Origin of the sequence: Ideonella oryzae (assembly GCF_024055665.1) — a bacterium.
Taxonomy (GTDB): Bacteria; Pseudomonadota; Gammaproteobacteria; order Burkholderiales; family Burkholderiaceae_C; genus Ideonella; species Ideonella oryzae.
In genome coordinates this window covers 228919-245261 of sequence record NZ_JAMXMC010000008.1, presented here as the reverse complement: position 1 = coordinate 245261, position 16343 = coordinate 228919, and the positions used below count along the sequence as shown (strand labels likewise).

At 68.7% G+C, this 16343-nt stretch carries 16 protein-coding genes; 11 read left to right on the top strand and 5 right to left on the bottom strand.

Annotated features, from left to right (window positions below; translation table 11 throughout):
* Positions 1-5: 5 nt before the first annotated feature.
* The 4 genes from M0L44_RS15340 to M0L44_RS15325 are packed head-to-tail and all read right to left on the bottom strand — an operon-like array spanning position 6 to position 2867.
* Positions 6-287 (bottom strand): BolA family protein, encoded by a 282-nt coding sequence (locus tag M0L44_RS15340; RefSeq protein WP_252770680.1) that lies wholly within the window; start codon positions 285-287, stop codon positions 6-8.
* A complete protein-coding gene (locus M0L44_RS15335; protein ID WP_252770679.1) occupies positions 284-937 on the bottom strand; it encodes a septation protein A in 654 nt (217 codons plus the stop codon). Before M0L44_RS15335 ends, M0L44_RS15340 begins: the two co-directional genes overlap by 4 nt.
* Positions 934-1371, bottom strand: a complete 438-nt coding sequence (gene msrB, locus M0L44_RS15330; RefSeq protein ID WP_252770678.1) for a peptide-methionine (R)-S-oxide reductase MsrB — start codon at positions 1369-1371, stop codon at positions 934-936. The genes M0L44_RS15335 and msrB overlap by 4 nt, the downstream gene beginning before the upstream one ends.
* Complete coding sequence (locus tag M0L44_RS15325; RefSeq protein ID WP_252770677.1) at positions 1368-2867, bottom strand: protein adenylyltransferase SelO; 1500 nt, start codon at positions 2865-2867, stop codon at positions 1368-1370. The genes msrB and M0L44_RS15325 overlap by 4 nt, the downstream gene beginning before the upstream one ends.
* Positions 2868-2987: 120 nt before the next feature.
* On the opposite strand from M0L44_RS15325, the gene M0L44_RS15320 reads away from it, so the two are divergent.
* From M0L44_RS15320 to M0L44_RS15300, 5 genes are all read left to right on the top strand, one after another.
* Positions 2988-3428, top strand: coding sequence for a PaaI family thioesterase (locus M0L44_RS15320; protein WP_252770676.1), 441 nt, complete (start codon positions 2988-2990; stop codon positions 3426-3428).
* A 35-nt stretch (positions 3429-3463) separates the two neighbouring features.
* A complete protein-coding gene (locus M0L44_RS15315) occupies positions 3464-3964 on the top strand; it encodes a GNAT family N-acetyltransferase (protein ID WP_252770675.1) in 501 nt (166 codons plus the stop codon).
* Positions 3965-4067: 103 nt separating this feature from the next.
* Positions 4068-5159, top strand: coding sequence for a hypothetical protein (locus M0L44_RS15310; protein WP_252770674.1), 1092 nt, complete (start codon positions 4068-4070; stop codon positions 5157-5159).
* A gap of 115 nt (positions 5160-5274) precedes the next feature.
* Complete coding sequence (locus M0L44_RS15305; protein ID WP_252770673.1) at positions 5275-7605, top strand: Tex family protein; 2331 nt, start codon at positions 5275-5277, stop codon at positions 7603-7605.
* A gap of 39 nt (positions 7606-7644) precedes the next feature.
* Positions 7645-8748, top strand: coding sequence for a patatin-like phospholipase family protein (locus M0L44_RS15300; protein WP_252770728.1), 1104 nt, complete (start codon positions 7645-7647; stop codon positions 8746-8748).
* Between the two features lie 16 nt (positions 8749-8764).
* Here M0L44_RS15300 and M0L44_RS15295 read toward each other — a convergent pair whose 3' ends face one another.
* A complete protein-coding gene (locus tag M0L44_RS15295) occupies positions 8765-10441 on the bottom strand; it encodes a GMC family oxidoreductase (RefSeq protein WP_252770672.1) in 1677 nt (558 codons plus the stop codon).
* 136 nt (positions 10442-10577) lie between these two features.
* On the opposite strand from M0L44_RS15295, the gene M0L44_RS15290 reads away from it, so the two are divergent.
* The 6 genes from M0L44_RS15290 (at position 10578) to pheS (ending at position 16307) form a co-directional block, all read left to right on the top strand.
* Entirely contained in the window at positions 10578-11672 is a 1095-nt protein-coding gene (locus M0L44_RS15290; protein WP_252770671.1) for an AraC family transcriptional regulator, read from the top strand.
* A 212-nt stretch (positions 11673-11884) separates the two neighbouring features.
* Positions 11885-13804 (top strand): threonine--tRNA ligase, encoded by a 1920-nt coding sequence (gene thrS, locus M0L44_RS15285; RefSeq protein ID WP_252770670.1) that lies wholly within the window; start codon positions 11885-11887, stop codon positions 13802-13804.
* 81 nt (positions 13805-13885) lie between these two features.
* The gene (gene infC / locus M0L44_RS15280; protein WP_252770727.1) at positions 13886-14434 is read left to right on the top strand and encodes a translation initiation factor IF-3; all 549 of its coding nucleotides are present in this window, start codon (positions 13886-13888) and stop codon (positions 14432-14434) included.
* Between the two features lie 120 nt (positions 14435-14554).
* Positions 14555-14758 carry a 50S ribosomal protein L35 gene (rpmI, locus tag M0L44_RS15275; protein ID WP_022981259.1) on the top strand — a complete coding sequence of 68 codons (204 nt, stop codon included), beginning with the start codon at positions 14555-14557 and terminating at the stop codon, positions 14756-14758.
* Between the two features lie 26 nt (positions 14759-14784).
* The gene (gene rplT / locus M0L44_RS15270; protein WP_022981258.1) at positions 14785-15141 is read left to right on the top strand and encodes a 50S ribosomal protein L20; all 357 of its coding nucleotides are present in this window, start codon (positions 14785-14787) and stop codon (positions 15139-15141) included.
* Positions 15142-15251: 110 nt separating this feature from the next.
* Positions 15252-16307 carry a phenylalanine--tRNA ligase subunit alpha gene (gene pheS, locus M0L44_RS15265; protein ID WP_252770669.1) on the top strand — a complete coding sequence of 352 codons (1056 nt, stop codon included), beginning with the start codon at positions 15252-15254 and terminating at the stop codon, positions 16305-16307.
* The last annotated feature ends 36 nt before the right edge of the window (positions 16308-16343 follow it).

Sequence of the window (16343 nt, the reverse complement as noted above, 5' to 3'; positions counted from 1 at the left end):
GGAGCTCAGTGTTCGCCCGGTGCGCGGGTGTCCAGCGCCAGCGCGTGGATCCCCTGGGTCATCAGGTCGCGCAGGGCATCATACACAAGGCGGTGACGGCCCACGCGGGCCACCCCCACGAATTGCGCGCTGACGATCCGGACGCTGAAATGGCTGCCCTCGGCGGCGCCCGCATGGCCGGCATGGGCCGCGCTGTCGTCGCGCACCTCCAGCAGCGAGGGCGTCAGGGCCGATCGCAGGACGGCCTCGATCTGGTCGGCCGTGGGGCGTTGGGGGCGGGTGTTCATGGCAGGCTCTTGGGGGACTCGCCTTCGCTGCTCTCGGCTTCGGGCAGGTGGCGGCTGATGTAGACGCCCTGCGCCACCATGAACAGCAGCATCAGGCCGGTGGCACCGAAGAGCTTGAAGTCCACCCAGATGGCGGTCTCGAAGCTGTAGGCCACCCACAGGTTGACCAGGCCCATCAGGGCAAAGAAGGCGATCCAGGCGAAGTTCAGGCGCCGCCACACCGGTTCGGGCAGGGGCAGTTCCTTGCCCAGCGTGCTGCGCAGCAGGTTCTTGCCGAACAGGGCCTGACTGGCCCACAGGGCGATGCCGAAGGCCCAGTACAGGCCGCTGGGCTTCCACTTGATGAAGGTCTCGTTGTGGAACCAGATGGTCAGACCGCCCAGGATCACCACCAGGGCCAGGCTGAACCAGAGCATGGCGTCCACCTTGCGCCCGCGGGCCTTCAGGTAGACCACCTGGGCGAGCGTGGCGATGATGACCACCACGGTGGCCAGCAGCACGGGGGCTTCTTTGGGTGCCACCACGCCGCCGGAGACGAGGCTGCCGAAATGTTCGGTGGCGAAGGCGCCCGCCCAGTCCTGATGGCCTTCCGCATAACGAAAGGTGGCGAAGAACAGGACGATGGGCAGCAGGTCGAACAGAAGTTTCATGGCGTTCCGGAATCCGGCGCGAAGTGTATCGCTGCCGAATTGATGCAGAAGCGCTCTCCGGTGGGGGCGGGGCCGTCATCGAACACATGGCCCAGGTGCGAGCCGCAGTTCGCGCAGCGCACTTCGACGCGCGTCATGCCGTGCGAAGTGTCGACCCGCCGCTCGACCCGGCCTTCCTCGATGGCCTGGCCGTAGCTGGGCCAGCCGCAGCCGGCATCGAACTTGGTGTCGGAACTGAACAGGGCCTGACCGCAGCCCACGCAGCGGTAGATGCCGGGCTCCCAATGGTTCCAGTAGACGCCGGTGAAGGCGCGCTCGGTGGCCGCCTGGCGGGCCACTGCGAATTGCGTCGGGTCGAGCTGGTCGCGCCACTCGGCCTCGGTCTTCTGGACGGGATAGCGGGCGTCGTCGTGGTCGCGCGGATCGTGGGTCATGAGGAGCAGGACACGGAGAGTTGCTGCGCCCAGTCGGGCGGGAAGCCGGCGTCGGCGGCGGTGCCGCTGTCGTCGTCGAAGGGGCGGGACAGCACCGCCAGCAGGCGTTGGACTTCGCTGAAGTCGCCTTGTTCCGCACGCTGGATGGCCGTCTCCGCCAGGTGGTTGCGCAGCACCACCCGCGGATTGGCCCGCCGCATGGCGGCCTGGCGCTCGGTGTCGACGCTGTGCTCGGCGGTCAGGCGCTCGGCGTAGCGCGCGGCCCAGGTGTCAAAGGCCTCGCGGTCCATGAAGACATCGCGCACGGGCCCCGCATCCCGGGGCGAGAAGTCGCACAGGCTGCGCATCGCGATGGTGTAGTCCGCCTTCTGCGTTTCCAGCAGGCGCAGCCAGTCGTTGACCAGGTCCTGGTCGGCTTCGCGCACCTCGCGCAGGCCCAGCTTGGCGCGCATCTGCGCGGCCAGCGCCTGGGCGAAGACGGTTTCGTAGCGGGCCAGCGCGGCGCGGATGGCGGCCACGTCCTCCGGCGTGCCCTGACCCTGGCCGACCAGGGGCACCAGGGCCTGGGCGAAGGCGTGCAGGTTCCACCAGCCCACCTTGGGCTGGCGGGCGTAGGCATACAGCCCGCCTTCGTCGGAGTGGTTGCAGATGTGCTGCGGGTCGAACACATCCAGGAAGCCAAAGGGGCCGTAGTCGATCGTCAGCCCCAGCAGCGACATGTTGTCGGTGTTCATCACCCCGTGGCAGAAGCCCACCGCCTGCCACTGGGCGATCAGCCGGGCCGTGCGCTCCGTGACCTCGCTCAGCAGGGCCAGCACCGGTTGCTCGGCCTCGCGGCAGGCCGGGAAGTGGTGCGCGATGGCGTGCTCGGCCAGCGTGCGCAGCTCCTCATGCCGGTCGTGGTGGTAGAAGTGCTCGAAGTGGCCAAAGCGCAGGAAGCTGGGCGCCACGCGGGTGACCACGGCTGCCGTCTCCACCCGCTCGCGGCGCACCGGCAGGGCCGAGCCGGTCAGGCACAAGCCGCGGCTGGTGGGGATGCCCAGGTGGTGCATGGCCTCGGAGCCCAGGAACTCGCGGATGGAGGAGCGCAGCACCGCCCGCCCGTCGCCCATGCGCGAATAGGGCGTGCGGCCCGCCCCCTTGAGCTGCAGCTCCATCGGCCCCTGAGGCGTGTCCACCTCGCCCAGCATCAAGGCCCGGCCGTCGCCCAACTGACCGGCCCAGACACCGAACTGGTGGCCGCTGTAGACCGAGGCCAGCGGCGCCATGCCCTCCCAGGTGGCGTTGCCGCTGAAGACGGCCAGGGCCTCGGGCCAGCGCTGCCACCAGTCGGTCGGCCAGCCCAGCACGGCGGCGGCATCGTCGCTGGTGGCCACCCAGTGCGGGTCGGGCAGGCCGGTGCCGCGCATCGGGGTGTGGAAGGCCGGGCCCAGGCCCGCGAAGCGGTTGGGCCAGCGTGTGGCGTCGGGGGGCAGGGGGGCGCGGCGGTCGTCCATGCGGGGCAGTGTAGGCAAGGCGGCAGTGCCCGGCCGGGGGTGGGGCTTTCCGCCGCAGGCACCGGCGCGGCTGCGGTCCTGGGGAGGGCGTTCACTCAGGGTTTGCGAGAAGATCGCGGCATGAACGCCCCTGTCCCGCCCCAGGCCCACCCCCAGCCTTTCCCGATCCCCATTCCCTTTGCCCACCACCTGGGCCTGCAGTTCTACGGCGCCACCGAGGACAGCGCGGAGGTGCGGGTCTGGCTGCAGGCGCCCCACCTGAACGGCTGGGGTGTGGCGCATGGCGGGCTGCTGCTGACGATGATGGACATCTCCATGGCCCTGGCCGCCCGCAGCGGCCACCAGGAAGGCCCGGGCGTGGCCACCATCGAGCTCAAGACCAGCTTTCTGCGGCCCGCCGAGGGCGAGTTGCGCGGCATCGGCAAGGTGCTGCAACGCACCGTCAGCATGGCCTTCTGCGAGGGCCGGGTGCTCAACGCCCAGGGCGAGCTGTGCGCCCATGCCACCGCCACCTTCAAGTTCCTGGGCGGCGTCACCGCGCCGGCGCGGCCGCCACGCTGAGGTGTGCCACCGGCGGATGGACAATGCGGTCCACCATGACGACCCAACCGCCCGACATCCTCTGGACCTGGTGCCGCTTCCCCGATCTGGGCTTGCAGAATCTGTACGACCTGCTGCAGCTGCGGGCCCGCGTGTTCATCCTGGAGCAGGGCCCCTACCTGGACCCGGATGGCCTGGACCAGCGCAGCTGGCACCTGCTGGGCCGCCTGGCCCGTGACTGGCACGGCCTGCCGGCCGGCGAACTGGTGCTCTACCTGCGGGCCGTGGACCCCGGCGTCAAGTACGACGAGCCGGCGCTGGGCCGGGTGGTCAACCATCCCGCCGTGCGCGGCCTGGGCCTGGGCCGCGTGCTCGTGGGCGAGGGCGTGCGCCGCTGCGATCTGAGCTGGCCAGGGCAGGCCAACCGCATCAGCGCGCAGGCGCACCTGGCGGACTTCTACGGCGGCTTCGGCTACCAGGCCGTGGGCGAGGTCTATCTCGAGGACGACATCCCCCACCAGGAGATGCTGCGTCCCGGCCAGGCACCGGCGGCATAGGCCGAGTCGCGGGGGGCCGTTTCAGCACCCTGTCACGCAGTCCTCCTACAAGGGCGGTAGGCCGGCCCGGATGTCCTGGCGCCCGCCGTTCAGGAGACTTCCCATGACCCGCACTTCCTCTCTGCGCGCCGCGCGCACCCTGGTCGCCGCCAGCCTGTCGTCCATCGCCCTGGCGGCCAGCGCCACAGGCCTGGGCGATTACGAGATCGGCCTTTGGGGCGACCTGCCCTATTCGGACCTGCAGGCCCAGGTCGGCGTGCCCAACCTGATCGCCGACATGAACGCCCATGCCCTGGCCTTCACCGTGCACGATGGCGACCTCAAGGCCGGCAACAGCACCGCGGGCTCTGTCACGCCCACCACCTGCAGCGATGCGCTTTACACCCAGGGCCTGGGTTACTTCAACGCACTGCGGGCGCCGGCCATGCTGACGCCGGGCGACAACGACTGGACGGATTGCGACCGCCCGTCCAACGGGGGCTACAACTCGCTGGAGCGCCTGGACCATGAGCGCCAGGTCTTTTTCTCCACGCCGTACTCGATGGGCCAGCGCCGACTGCGACAGGAGGTGCAGACCGACAAGCTGTGCCTGGACCACAACGGCGCGGCCACCGCCTGCGTGGAGAACCGGCGCTGGACCTATCGCAACGTCACCTACGTCACCCTGAACGTGCAGGGCTCGTGCAACAACCTGTGCGACACCGCGCCGGATGCCGCCGAGTGGACCGCCCGCAACAACGCCAACATCGTCTGGCTGCAGCAGAGCTTCGCCCAGGCCAAGGCCCGGGGCGCGGCGGCCATCATGCTGATTTCGCAGGCCAACCCGGGCTGGGACCAGGCCGACCCGACCCGTGCGCCGCTGCGCGACCCCAAGACGCTGGCCGAGACCGACGGCCAGCCCGATGGCTTCCAGGCCTATCTGCTGGCCTTGCGCGACCTTGTGATCGACTTCCAGAAGCCGGTGGCCTATGTGCACGGGGATTCGCACTACCAGCGCGTCGACAAGCCCTTCCTGGACGCCCAGGGCCGCCGCCTGGAGAACTTCACCCGCGTGGAAACCTTCGGGGACAACGCGGGCAACGGCACCAACGACGTCCACTGGCTGCGGGTGCAGGTGCGCCCCGAGACGCGGGAGGTCTTCTCCTACCAGCCGATGATCGTGCCGGCCAACCGCGTGGCCGTTCCCGCGCCCTGAGCGGGCGCCGGGAAGGCGCCGCGGCCGGCCACCATCCGGGGGCCGGTCCGCGGATCTGGCACACTGCCGCGCTTTCCCGGTCTCTCGCGCGGGCCGCTGCCTGCGCCTTCAGGTTTTGGACAAGATTCTTCTGCAGATTGCCGCCGAACTGCGTGTTCGGCCGGCTCAGGTGAAAACCGCCGTGGACCTTCTGGACGGCGGCGCCACGGTGCCCTTCATCGCCCGCTACCGCAAGGAAGCCACCGACGGCCTGGACGACATCCAGCTGCGTGAACTGGAGGCCCGGCTGGGCTACCTGCGCGAACTGGAAGAGCGTCGCGAGGCGGTGCTGAAAAGCATCGACGAGCAGGGCAAGCTCACGCCGGAGCTGCGTGCCGCCATCGAGGCCGCGCCTACCAAGCAGGAGCTGGAAGACCTCTACCTGCCCTACAAGCCCAAGCGCCGCACCAAGGGCATGATCGCTCGCGAGGCGGGGCTGGAGCCGCTGGCCGACAAGCTGTTTGCGGACCCCAGCCTGGACCCGATGGCCGAGGCCAGCGCCTTCGTGAACCCGGACGCCGGCTTTGCCGATGCCTTCGCGGTGCTCGACGGCGTGCGCGACCTGCTGTCCGAGCGCTGGGCCGAGGACGCGGCGCTGGTCGGCAAGCTGCGGGAATGGCTGTGGGCCGAGGGCCTGTTCCAGTCCAAGCTGGCCCCGGGCAAGGACGAGAACCACCCCGACCACAGCAAGTTCCGCGACTACTTCGATTACGACGAGCCCATCCGCACCGTGCCCAGCCACCGCGCGCTGGCGGTGTTCCGTGGCCGCACACTGGAGATCCTGGACGCCAAGCTGGTGCTCGACGAGGAGGTGGTGCCGGGTCAGCCCACGCTGGCCGAAGGCCGCATCGCCCAGCACCTGGGCTGGCGCCACGCCAAGCGCGCCGGCGACGAGCTGATCCGCAAGAGCATCGCCTGGACCTGGAAGGTCAAGCTCTCGATGAGCCTGGAGCGCGACCTCTTCGGCCGCCTGCGCGAAGAGGCCGAGAAGGTCGCCATCCGGGTCTTCGCCGAGAACCTGCGCGACCTGCTGCTGGCCGCGCCGGCCGGCAAGCGCGTGGTGATGGGCCTGGACCCGGGCATCCGCACCGGGGTGAAGGTGGCGGTGGTGAGCGACACCGGCAAGGTGCTGGCCACGGCCACCGTCTACCCGCACGAGCCCAAGTGCGACTGGGAGGGCAGCCTGCACACCCTGGGCCGCCTGGTGGCCAGCCATGGCGTGAACCTGATCGCCATCGGCAACGGCACCGCCAGCCGCGAAACCGACAAACTGGCCGGCGACCTGATCAAGCGCATCCAGGGCATGGCCCCGGACGTGAAGCTGGAGAAGGTGGTCGTCAGCGAGGCCGGCGCCTCGGTCTACTCGGCCTCCGAGTTCGCCTCCAAGGAGCTGCCGGACCTGGACGTGAGCCTGCGCGGCGCGGTGTCCATCGCCCGCCGCCTGCAGGACCCGCTGGCCGAGCTGGTGAAGATCGAGCCCAAGAGCATCGGCGTGGGCCAGTACCAGCACGACGTCAACCAGAGCGAGCTGGCCCGCATGCTGGACGCGGTGGTGGAAGACTGCGTGAACTCGGTGGGCGTGGACCTGAACACTGCCTCGGCGCCGCTGCTGGCCCAGGTCTCGGGCCTGTCCACCGCGGTGGCCAACAGCATCGTGCGCTGGCGTGACGCCAACGGCGCCTTCCGCAACCGCCAGCAGCTGCTGGACGTGGCCGGCCTGGGCGCCAAGACTTTCGAGCAGGCCGCGGGCTTCCTGCGCATCCGCGATGGCGACAACCCGCTGGACCTGTCGGGCGTGCACCCGGAAACCTACCCGGTGGTCGAGAAGATCATCGCCGCGGCCGGCCGGCCGATCCAGGAGCTGATCGGCAATGCCGATGTGATCCGCAAGCTGCGGCCCGAGGCCTTCGCCGACGAGAAGTTCGGTGCCATCACGGTCAAGGACATCCTGGCCGAGCTGGAAAAGCCCGGCCGCGACCCGCGCCCGGACTTCAAGGTGGCCCGCTTCAACGACGGCGTCGAGGACATCAAGGACCTGAAGGAAGGCATGGTGCTGGAAGGCACGGTGTCCAACGTGGCCCAGTTCGGCGCCTTCGTGGACCTGGGCGTGCACCAGGACGGCCTGGTGCATGTGAGCCAGCTGTCCAGCAAGTTCGTCAACGACGCCCGCGAGGTGGTCAAGACCGGTGACATCGTCAAGGTCAAGGTGCTGGAGGTGGACCTGGCCCGCAAGCGCATCAGCCTGACGATGAAGCTGGACGCCGCCGCGCCCGGACCCAAGAGTGGCAGCCGTGGCGACAACAGCTACCGTCCCGCCGCCAGGGGTGAGCGTGCCCAGTCGGGCCGTGGTCACCCGGCCGAGGCGCCGAACGCGATGGCCGCGGCCTTCGCCAAGCTCAAGCGCTGAGAGCCTGCGGGTGCGACGGGACACCTGACGGGCATGGTGATGAAGGCCCTGCGCATCCTGGCCGGCCCGTCCGCGCTGGCGCGCCTGCGCCAGGGGCCGCTCGCGCCCTCCGAGGTACGCGTGGTGCCGGGCGCGGCCGGTGGCCCCAAGGGCTTGATCCTGAGCCCGCTGGACCAGTTCCTGTTCGGCCACTGGCTGCCGCGTGGTGGCCACACGGTGCACCTGCTGGGCGCCTCCATCGGCGCCTGGCGCGTGACGGCGGCCTGCATGGCCGACCCGGTGGCCGCGCTGCAGCGCCTGGGCGAGGACTACATCACCCAGCGCTACGCGCACGCACCGGGCAAGGCGCCCCTGCCCAGTCATGTCAGCGCGGTGTTCGGTGCCAAGCTGCATGAGCACTTCGGCGGGCAGGAAGCCGCGCTGCTGGCCCATCCGCAGTACCGGCTGCATGTCTTCACCAGCCACGGCCGGCGCTGGCTGCGGCGTGAGACCGCGCGCTGGCGCACCAGCCTGGGCTATGGCGCGGCCTTCGCCAGCAACCTGGTCGCCCGTTCGGCGCTGGGCGCCTGGCTGGAGCGGGTGGTGTTCTCCGACCCACGCGACGCACTGCCACTGCCGCTGCACGACTTCCGCGGGCAGCAGGTGCCGCTGTCGCCACAGAACCTCATCCCGGCGGTGCTGGCCAGTTGCGCCATCCCCTTCTGGCTGGATGCGGTGCATGACATCCCGGGCGCGCCACGCGGGGCCTACTGGGACGGCGGCATCACCGATTACCACCTGCACCTGCGTTACGACCGCCTGTTGGCCGGTGACACGGGGCAGGGTGGGGACCCGGGCTGGGTGCTGTACCCGCACTTCCAGCCCACGCTGGTGCCGGGCTGGCTGGACAAAGGCTGGCATTGGCGCCACCGTGCGACCACTGCGCTGGACCGGGTGGTGGTGCTGGCGCCGCGCCCCGAATGGCTGGCCACGCTGCCCGGAGGCCGGCTGCCCAGCCGGGAGGACTTCAAGGTCCACCTGGACGACGACGCCGCGCGCGAGCGCGCCTGGCGCCGCGCGGTGGCCGAGAGCCAGCGCCTGGCCGACGAGTTCCAGGCCTGGGTCGACGGCCGGGCCTCACCCGAGCTGCAGCCTTTGCCCTGAGCGCCGCGGCGGCGGCTCAGCCCGCGGCTTCGGCCATCGGCTGTGCCGGCGCGATGACGGTGGCATCCTCCCGGCGCCAGCGGGCGGCCGCCATCCAGGCCGCCGCCCGCTCGGCCATCATGATGACCGGAGCGTTGGTGTTGCCGCTGACGATGCTGGGCATCGCCGAAGCGTCCACCACCCGCAGGCCCGACAGACCGAGCACCTTCATCTGGGCGTCCACCACGGCCAGCGGGTCGGCGCCCATGCGGCAGCTGCCCACCGGGTGGTAGATGGTGTCGGCGTGGTTGCGGATGAATTCGGCAACGGCCTGCGGATCTTGTGCCCGAGCCAGGGCGCCGCGCTCCTGTCCGCCCAGGGCTGCCATCGCCGGTTGGGCCAGCAGGCGGCGCGTCTGCTGCACGCCGCTGACCAGCCGGTCCAGGTCGTCGGCCTCGGCCAGGAAGGCCGGGTCGATCACCGGGGCGGCCAGCGGGTCGGCGCTGGCCAGCGTCACCCGCCCGCGGCTCTGGGGTCGCAGCAGGCACACATGCACCGAGTAGCCGTGGCCCCACACCGCGCTGCGGCCGTGGTTGACCAGCTGGCCCACCACGAAGTGCCACTGCAGGTCCGGCACGGCCTCGTCGGGTCGGCTGCGGAAGAAGCCGCCGGCCTCGGCGAAGTTGGAAGTCAGCAGGCCGCGCCGCTCGCGGCGCCACTGGCCCATGGCGCGGGCGATGTCCCAGCCGCCGCCCAGGCTCAGGCCAAAGCTCGTGCGCGCCTGGGGGGCCTTGAGCACCATCACCACGTCCGGGTGGTCGTGCAGGCTGCGGCCCACGCCGGGCAGGGCGTGACGCACCGTGATGCCGTGGCGCTGCAGCTCGGCCGGGTCGCCCACGCCGGAGAGCATCAGCAGCTGCGGCGACTGGAAGGCGCCGGCACACAGGGCCACCTCGTGGCGCGCCGTCAGCCGCAGGCGCTGGCCGCGGTGCAGCAGCTCCACGCCGCGGACCTGCCGGCCGTCGAGAATCAGGCGCTCGGCCCGGGCCTCGGTGAAGATCTGCAGATTGGGCCGGCCCAGGTGAGGGCGCAGATAGCCCTTGGCGGCGCTGAAGCGCTCGCCGTTCTGGTGGGTGACCTGGTACATCCCGACGCCTTCGAAGTCTGAACCGTTGAAGTCCGGGTTCTCGGGCCAGCCGGCCTGGCGGCCGGCCTCGACGAAGCGGCGTGACAGCGGGTTGGGGTCGCACAGGTCCATCACATGCAGCGGGCCACCCTGGCCGTGCCAGGCGTCGGCGCCGCGGGCGTTGTTCTCTGCGCGCTTGAACCAGGGCAGCACGGCGTCCCAATCCCAGCCGGGGTTGCCGGCGGCGGCCCAGGCGTCGTAGTCGCTGCGGTGGCCGCGGATGTAGATCATCGCGTTGATCGAGCTGGAGCCGCCCAGCACCTTGCCGCGGGGCTGGTAGCCGCGCCGGCCGTTCAGCCCGGTCTGGGGCGTGGTCTCGAAGCACCAGTTGGCCTGGCCGGTGCGGGCCATCACGCCCAGACCGGCCGGGCAGTGGATCAGCACGCTGCGGTCGGCCGGCCCGGCCTCCAGCAAGGCGACGGAAACGGCGGGGTCTTCGCTGAGCCGGCTGGCCAGCACCGAGCCGGCGCTGCCGCCGCCGATGATCACGTAATCGAAGGCCTGGGAGGGAAGGGAGGTGCTGCTCATGGTCCGTGGGAAATGGGGCGGAGTGGGCGGCAGTGTCCGGAGCACGCCTGCGTGCTTCCACCGATGGCTCTGACAGCGGGTCGTCATAAAGTGACAAGCGCGGGTTTCCACGGCCTGCCGTCCTTGCCCCTGCCCCATGTCCGCCACTGCCCGCCTGCCCGAAACCGATGCCCTGGTCCACCCGGTCTATGCCCGGATGCTGCGACGTCTGCTGGAACAGGCGTCGGTGGAGACCGTGCCGGTCCTGGCCGCGGCCGGCCTGGATGCCCAGGCCCTGGGGCAGGACGAGCGTCCCCTCTCGTTGGAGACCACGCGGCGCCTGGTGGTGGCCGCTATGGCCGCCACCGGCCGTCCCTGGCTGGGGCTGGATCTGGGTGGACAGACCCAGGTGTCCATGCATGGCCTGATCGGCTACGCGGCGCTCACAGCGTCCAGCCTGGGGGACGTGCTGCGGGTGTTCGCGCGCTACAGCACCGTGCGCAACGAGGCACTGGTCTGGGCGCTGGAAGACGATGCCGGTGCGGAGCAGACCCTGCTGGTGGGACGCGAGTGTGCCGACTGGGGGCCGGCGCGCGGCTTCTATCTGGACACGGTGGTGGCCGCCACGCTGCGTCTGGTGGAGGCCGCGCTGGGCGAACTGCCCGACGGGCTGAGCGTGGACTGGCCCCTCGCGGCGCCACCCTGGAGCACGCAATACCAGCGCTTTGCACCCGTGCGTTTTCGCTTCGGTGCGCCCGTCCTGGCGCTGCGGGCCGAGGCCCGGGTGTTGACCATGGCCTGTCTGGGCGCTGACCCCCGCGCACACGCCACCGCTTGCCGGGCCTGTGAAGCCGAATTGCGCGCGCTGGCGGAGCGCAGCCTTTCCCGTCGCGTGGCGGGGCTGCTGCGCAGTCAGCCGGCCGGCAGCTATCCCAGCCTGACGGAGATGGCCGCACTGTGCGAACTGGGCCCGCGCACCCTGATGCGTCGCCTGGCTGCCGAAGGTCGCTCCTTCCAGGCCCTGCTGGACGAGGCCCGGCAGGCGCGTGCGCTCTGGCTGCTGCGCCACACCCGCCTGCCGGTGGAGGAAGTGGCGGCGCAGCTGGGTTTGGCTGACACCTCGAACTTCAGCCGGGTGATGCGCCGCTGGTTCGGTTGCACCCCCGGTGACCTGCGAAGACAGACGTCCGCGGCCACCGATGAAGCGGCCCAGCCGGGCTATACTGCCACTCCGTCATCACGAACAACCTAGCAGAACCGGGAAAGGCAGCACGGGTTATGACACCGCGAACTCCCTCGATCTTCTTCGAAGAGGTCTGATCGGCCGCGGTGCACTCCTGCGTCTCTTGTTTGTGCTTTCGCAACGCGGCCCCGGTGGCCGCGTTTTGCATTTCTGAGCCGGCCATCGCGCACTCCCCCTGAAATCCAGCTTGGCACCTGCAGGTGCCCCTTGAGGAATCCCTGATGCTCACGATCACCTTGCCCGATGGCTCGAAACGCGAATACCCGGCCCCGCTGACGGTGGCCGAGGTGGCGGCGTCCATCGGCACCGGCCTGGCCAAGGCCGCCCTGGGCGGCAAGATCGGCAGCGGCGAGCAAGCCAGGCTGGTGGACACCAGCTTTCGCATCGAGTCGGACACGACGCTGGCCATCATCACGGACAAGCAGCCCGAGGGCTTGGAGCTGATCCGCCACTCCACCGCCCACCTGCTGGCCTATGCGGTGAAGGCACTGTTCCCCGAAGCCCAGGTGACCATCGGTCCGGTCATCGAGAACGGCTTTTACTACGACTTTGCCTACAAGCGCCCCTTCACGCCGGAAGACCTGACGGCCATCGAGAAGAAGATGGCCGAGCTGGCCAAGAAGGACGAGCCGGTGGTGCGCCGCGTGCTGCCGCGCGACGAGGCCGTGGCCTACTTCAAGGACCAGGGCGAGGCCTACAAGGCCGAGATCATCGGCAGCATCCCGGCCGATCAGGATGTGTCGCTGTACCGCGAGGGCGCCTTCGAGGACCTGTGTCGCGGCCCGCACGTGCCCAGCACCGGCAAGCTCAAGCACTTCAAGCTGATGAAGGTGGCCGGCGCCTACTGGCGCGGTGACCACCGCAACGAGATGCTGCAGCGCATCTACGGCACAGCCTGGGCCAGCAAGGAAGACCTGCAGCAGTACCTGACCATGCTGGAGGAGGCCGAAAAGCGCGACCACCGCAGGCTCGGTCGCGAGCTGGACCTGTTCCACATCGATGAGCACTCGCCCGGCACCGTGTTCTGGCACCCCAAGGGCTGGACCGTGTGGCAGGAGGTGGAGCAGTACATGCGCCGCGTCTACCGCGAGAACGGCTACCAGGAGGTCAAGGGGCCGCAGATCCTGGACAAGGGCCTGTGGGAGAAGACCGGCCACTGGGACAAGTACCGCGAGAACATGTTCACGACCGAGTCGGAGAAGCGCGACTACGCGCTCAAGCCGATGAACTGCCCCGGTCATATCCTGATCTTCAAGCAGGGCATCAAGAGCTACCGCGACCTGCCGCTGCGCTACGGTGAGTTCGGCGCCTGCCACCGCAATGAGCCCACCGGTGGCCTGCACGGCATCATGCGCGTGCGCGCCTTCACGCAGGACGACGGTCACATCTTCTGCACCGAGGACCAGATCGAATCCGAGGTGGTGGCCTTCACCCGGCTGCTGCAGAAGGTCTACAAGGACTTCGGTTTCACCGACATCATCTACAAGCTGTCGACCCGTCCCGAGAAGCGCATCGGCACGGAGGAGAGCTGGGACCGGGCCGAGGCCGCGCTGGCCAACGGCCTGAAGGCTTCGGGCTGCGAGTTCGAGTACCTGCCGGGCGAGGGCGCCTTCTACGGCCCGAAGATCGAATACACGCTGAAGGACGCGCTGGGGCGGCCCTGGCAATGTGGCACGATCCAGATCGACCCGAACCTGCCTGAGCGCCTGGACGCCGACTTTGTGGGCGAGGATGGCAACCGCCACCGCCCGCTGATGCTGCACCGGGCCATCGTCGGCAGCCTGGAGCGTTTCATCGGCATCCTGATCGAACAGCATGCCGGCGCGCTGCCCGTCTGGCTGGCGCCGACGCAGGTGGTGGTGTCCTCCATCACCGACGCCCAGGCGGATTACGTCACGGACGTGGTGAAAGCGTTGCAAAAACAAGGGCTTAGGGTGCAGGCGGATTTGCGTAACGAGAAAATCACGTATAAAATCCGCGAGCACTCTTTGCAGAAAGTTCCGTACATCCTTGTCATTGGCGACAAGGAGAAGGCAAGCGGGGCTGTCGCGGTGCGCGCCCGAGGCAACCAGGACCTGGGTGTGATGTCCCTCGCAGAGTTCCAAGAGAAGCTCGCGAACGACATCGCCACCAAGGTCTGACGCGTCCTCGGTTTTTTGCGTTCCAGTCTTTTTCAACGGGGTTTTCCTCTTGCCGGAAGACCTGCATGAGGGGTTTTCACCATCGCTACCTTTGCCGACCGTCGGATTCCGAACGTCGAGCGCAAGCATCGACTCAACCGCGAGATCACAGCGCTTCAGGTGCGTCTGAATGGCGTGGAAAACGAGCCGCTGGGCATCGTGAGCATTCAGGATGCCTTGCGCTTGTCCGCCGAGCACGACGTCGATCTGGTCGAGATCGCAGCCCTGGCCGATCCGCCGGTGTGCCGGCTGATGGACTATGGCAAGTTCAAGTACCAGGAGCAGAAGCGCGCTGCCGAGGCCAAGTCCAAGCAGAAGGTCATCGAGGTGAAGGAAGTCAAGTTTCGTCCGGGCACGGACGAAGGCGACTACAACATCAAGATGCGCAATCTGCGCCGCTTCATCGCTGAAGACGGCGACAAGGGCAAGGTCACGCTGCGGTTCCGTGGTCGTGAAATCACCCACCAGGACATCGGCATGCGGCTGCTGGAGCGCATCCGCGACGAACTGGCCGATGTGGCGGTGGTCGAGCACATGCCCAAGCTCGAAGGCCGCCAGATGATCATGGTCCTGGCCCCGAAGAAGAAGTAAGCGTTTTCAAGATTTCACCGTCTGGTCTGGTCACCAGGCGGCGAAGAGAAGCCACTGCAGGCCATCAAGCGCGGTGTGACCACGCCGCCGCCCAGCAGAGGTGTCATAAAAGGAGCAGTCATGCCCAAGATGAAGACCAAGAGCAGCGCCAAGAAGCGCTTCCGCGTGCGCCCGGGTGGTACCGTCAAGCGCGGCCAAGCCTTCAAGCGTCACATCCTGACCAAGAAGACGACCAAGAACAAGCGTCAGCTGCGCGGTTCGGCCAACGTCCATGAGACGAACATGGGCCACATCGCTCAGATGCTGCCGTTCGCCGGCCTGTAATCCACCAAGACTAGAAGGAGAAACATATGCCTCGCGTCAAACGTGGTGTTACCGCCCGCGCTCGTCATAAGAAGGTTCTGGCCCTGGCCAAGGGCTTCCGCGGCCGTCGCAAGAACGTCTTCCGCATCGCCAAGCAGGCGGTGATGAAGGCGGGTCAGTACGCCTACCGTGACCGTCGCGCCAAGAAGCGCGTGTTCCGTCAACTGTGGATCGCCCGTATCAACGCCGGTGCCCGCAGCCTGGGACTGACCTACAGCAAGTTCATGGCTGGCCTGAAGAAGGCCTCGATCGACATCGACCGCAAGGTTCTGTCGGACATGGCCATCCACGACCCGGCCGCTTTTGCCGCCATCGTCGACAAGGTGAAGGCCCAGCTTGCTTGATAACCCTGCAGGGTGACCGGGGCCTGCCCAGCAGGCTTTGGGAACCCTCTCAGGCTCTCAAAGGCCGTCACCCCAGGTGTCGGCCTTTTTTTCATTGATTTGCACCGAACATGAACGATCTCGACCTACTGGTGGGCGCTGCGCAGGCGGATTTCGCCGCCGCCGCCACGCCAGCCGAGCTGGAAAACGCCAAGGCCCGCTACCTGGGCAAGGCCGGTCAGGTGACCGAACTCCTCAAGGGCATGGGCGCCTTGTCCCATGAGGAAAAGAAGACCCGCGGGGCCGAGATCAACCAGACCAAGCAGCGCATCGAGTCGCTGCTGACCGAACGCCGTCAGGCCCTGGCCGAGGCCGAGCTGCAGGCGCAGCTGAAGGCCGAGTCGCTGGACGTCTCGCTGCCCGGCCGCCAGCACGGCATGGGTGGGTTGCACCCGGTGTCCCGCACGATGGAGCGCATCGAGGCCATCTTCGGCTCGATGGGTTTCGAGGTGGCCGATGGCCCCGAGATCGAGGAAGACTGGTTCAACTTCACTGCGCTGAACACGCCGGCCGACCACCCCGCGCGCTCGATGCACGACACCTTCTATGTCGACACGAAGGCGCCGGATGGCAGCGGCCACCTGCTGCGCACCCACACCAGCCCGATGCAGGTGCGGCACGCTGTCCAGCATGTGAAGCGCCACGCCGCCGCGCTGGCCGCGGGCCAGGCCATGCCCGAGATCCGCGTGATCGCGCCGGGCCGCACCTACCGTGTGGACAGCGACGCCACCCATTCGCCGATGTTCCACCAGTGTGAAGGCCTGTGGATCGGCGAGAACGTGTCCTTCAAGGACCTGAAGGCGGTGTTCGCCGACTTTTTCCGCAACTTCTTCGAGACCGACGACCTAGAGATCCGTTTCCGCCCGTCGTTCTTCCCGTTCACCGAGCCCTCGGCCGAGGTGGACATCGCCTTCGCCAGCGGGCCGCTGAAGGGCCGTTGGCTGGAGGTGGCCGGTTCCGGTCAGGTGCATCCGAACGTGGTGCGCAACTTCGGCCTGGACCCCGAGCGCTACATCGGCTTCGCCTTCGGCATGGGGCCCGACCGGCTGACCATGCTGCGTTACGGCGTGAACGACCTGCGCCTGTTCTTTGACGGTGACCTGCGCTTCCTGAGCCAGTTCAAGTGAGCCGGGCAGGGCGCCCGAGGTGCCCGCCGCTCCCGC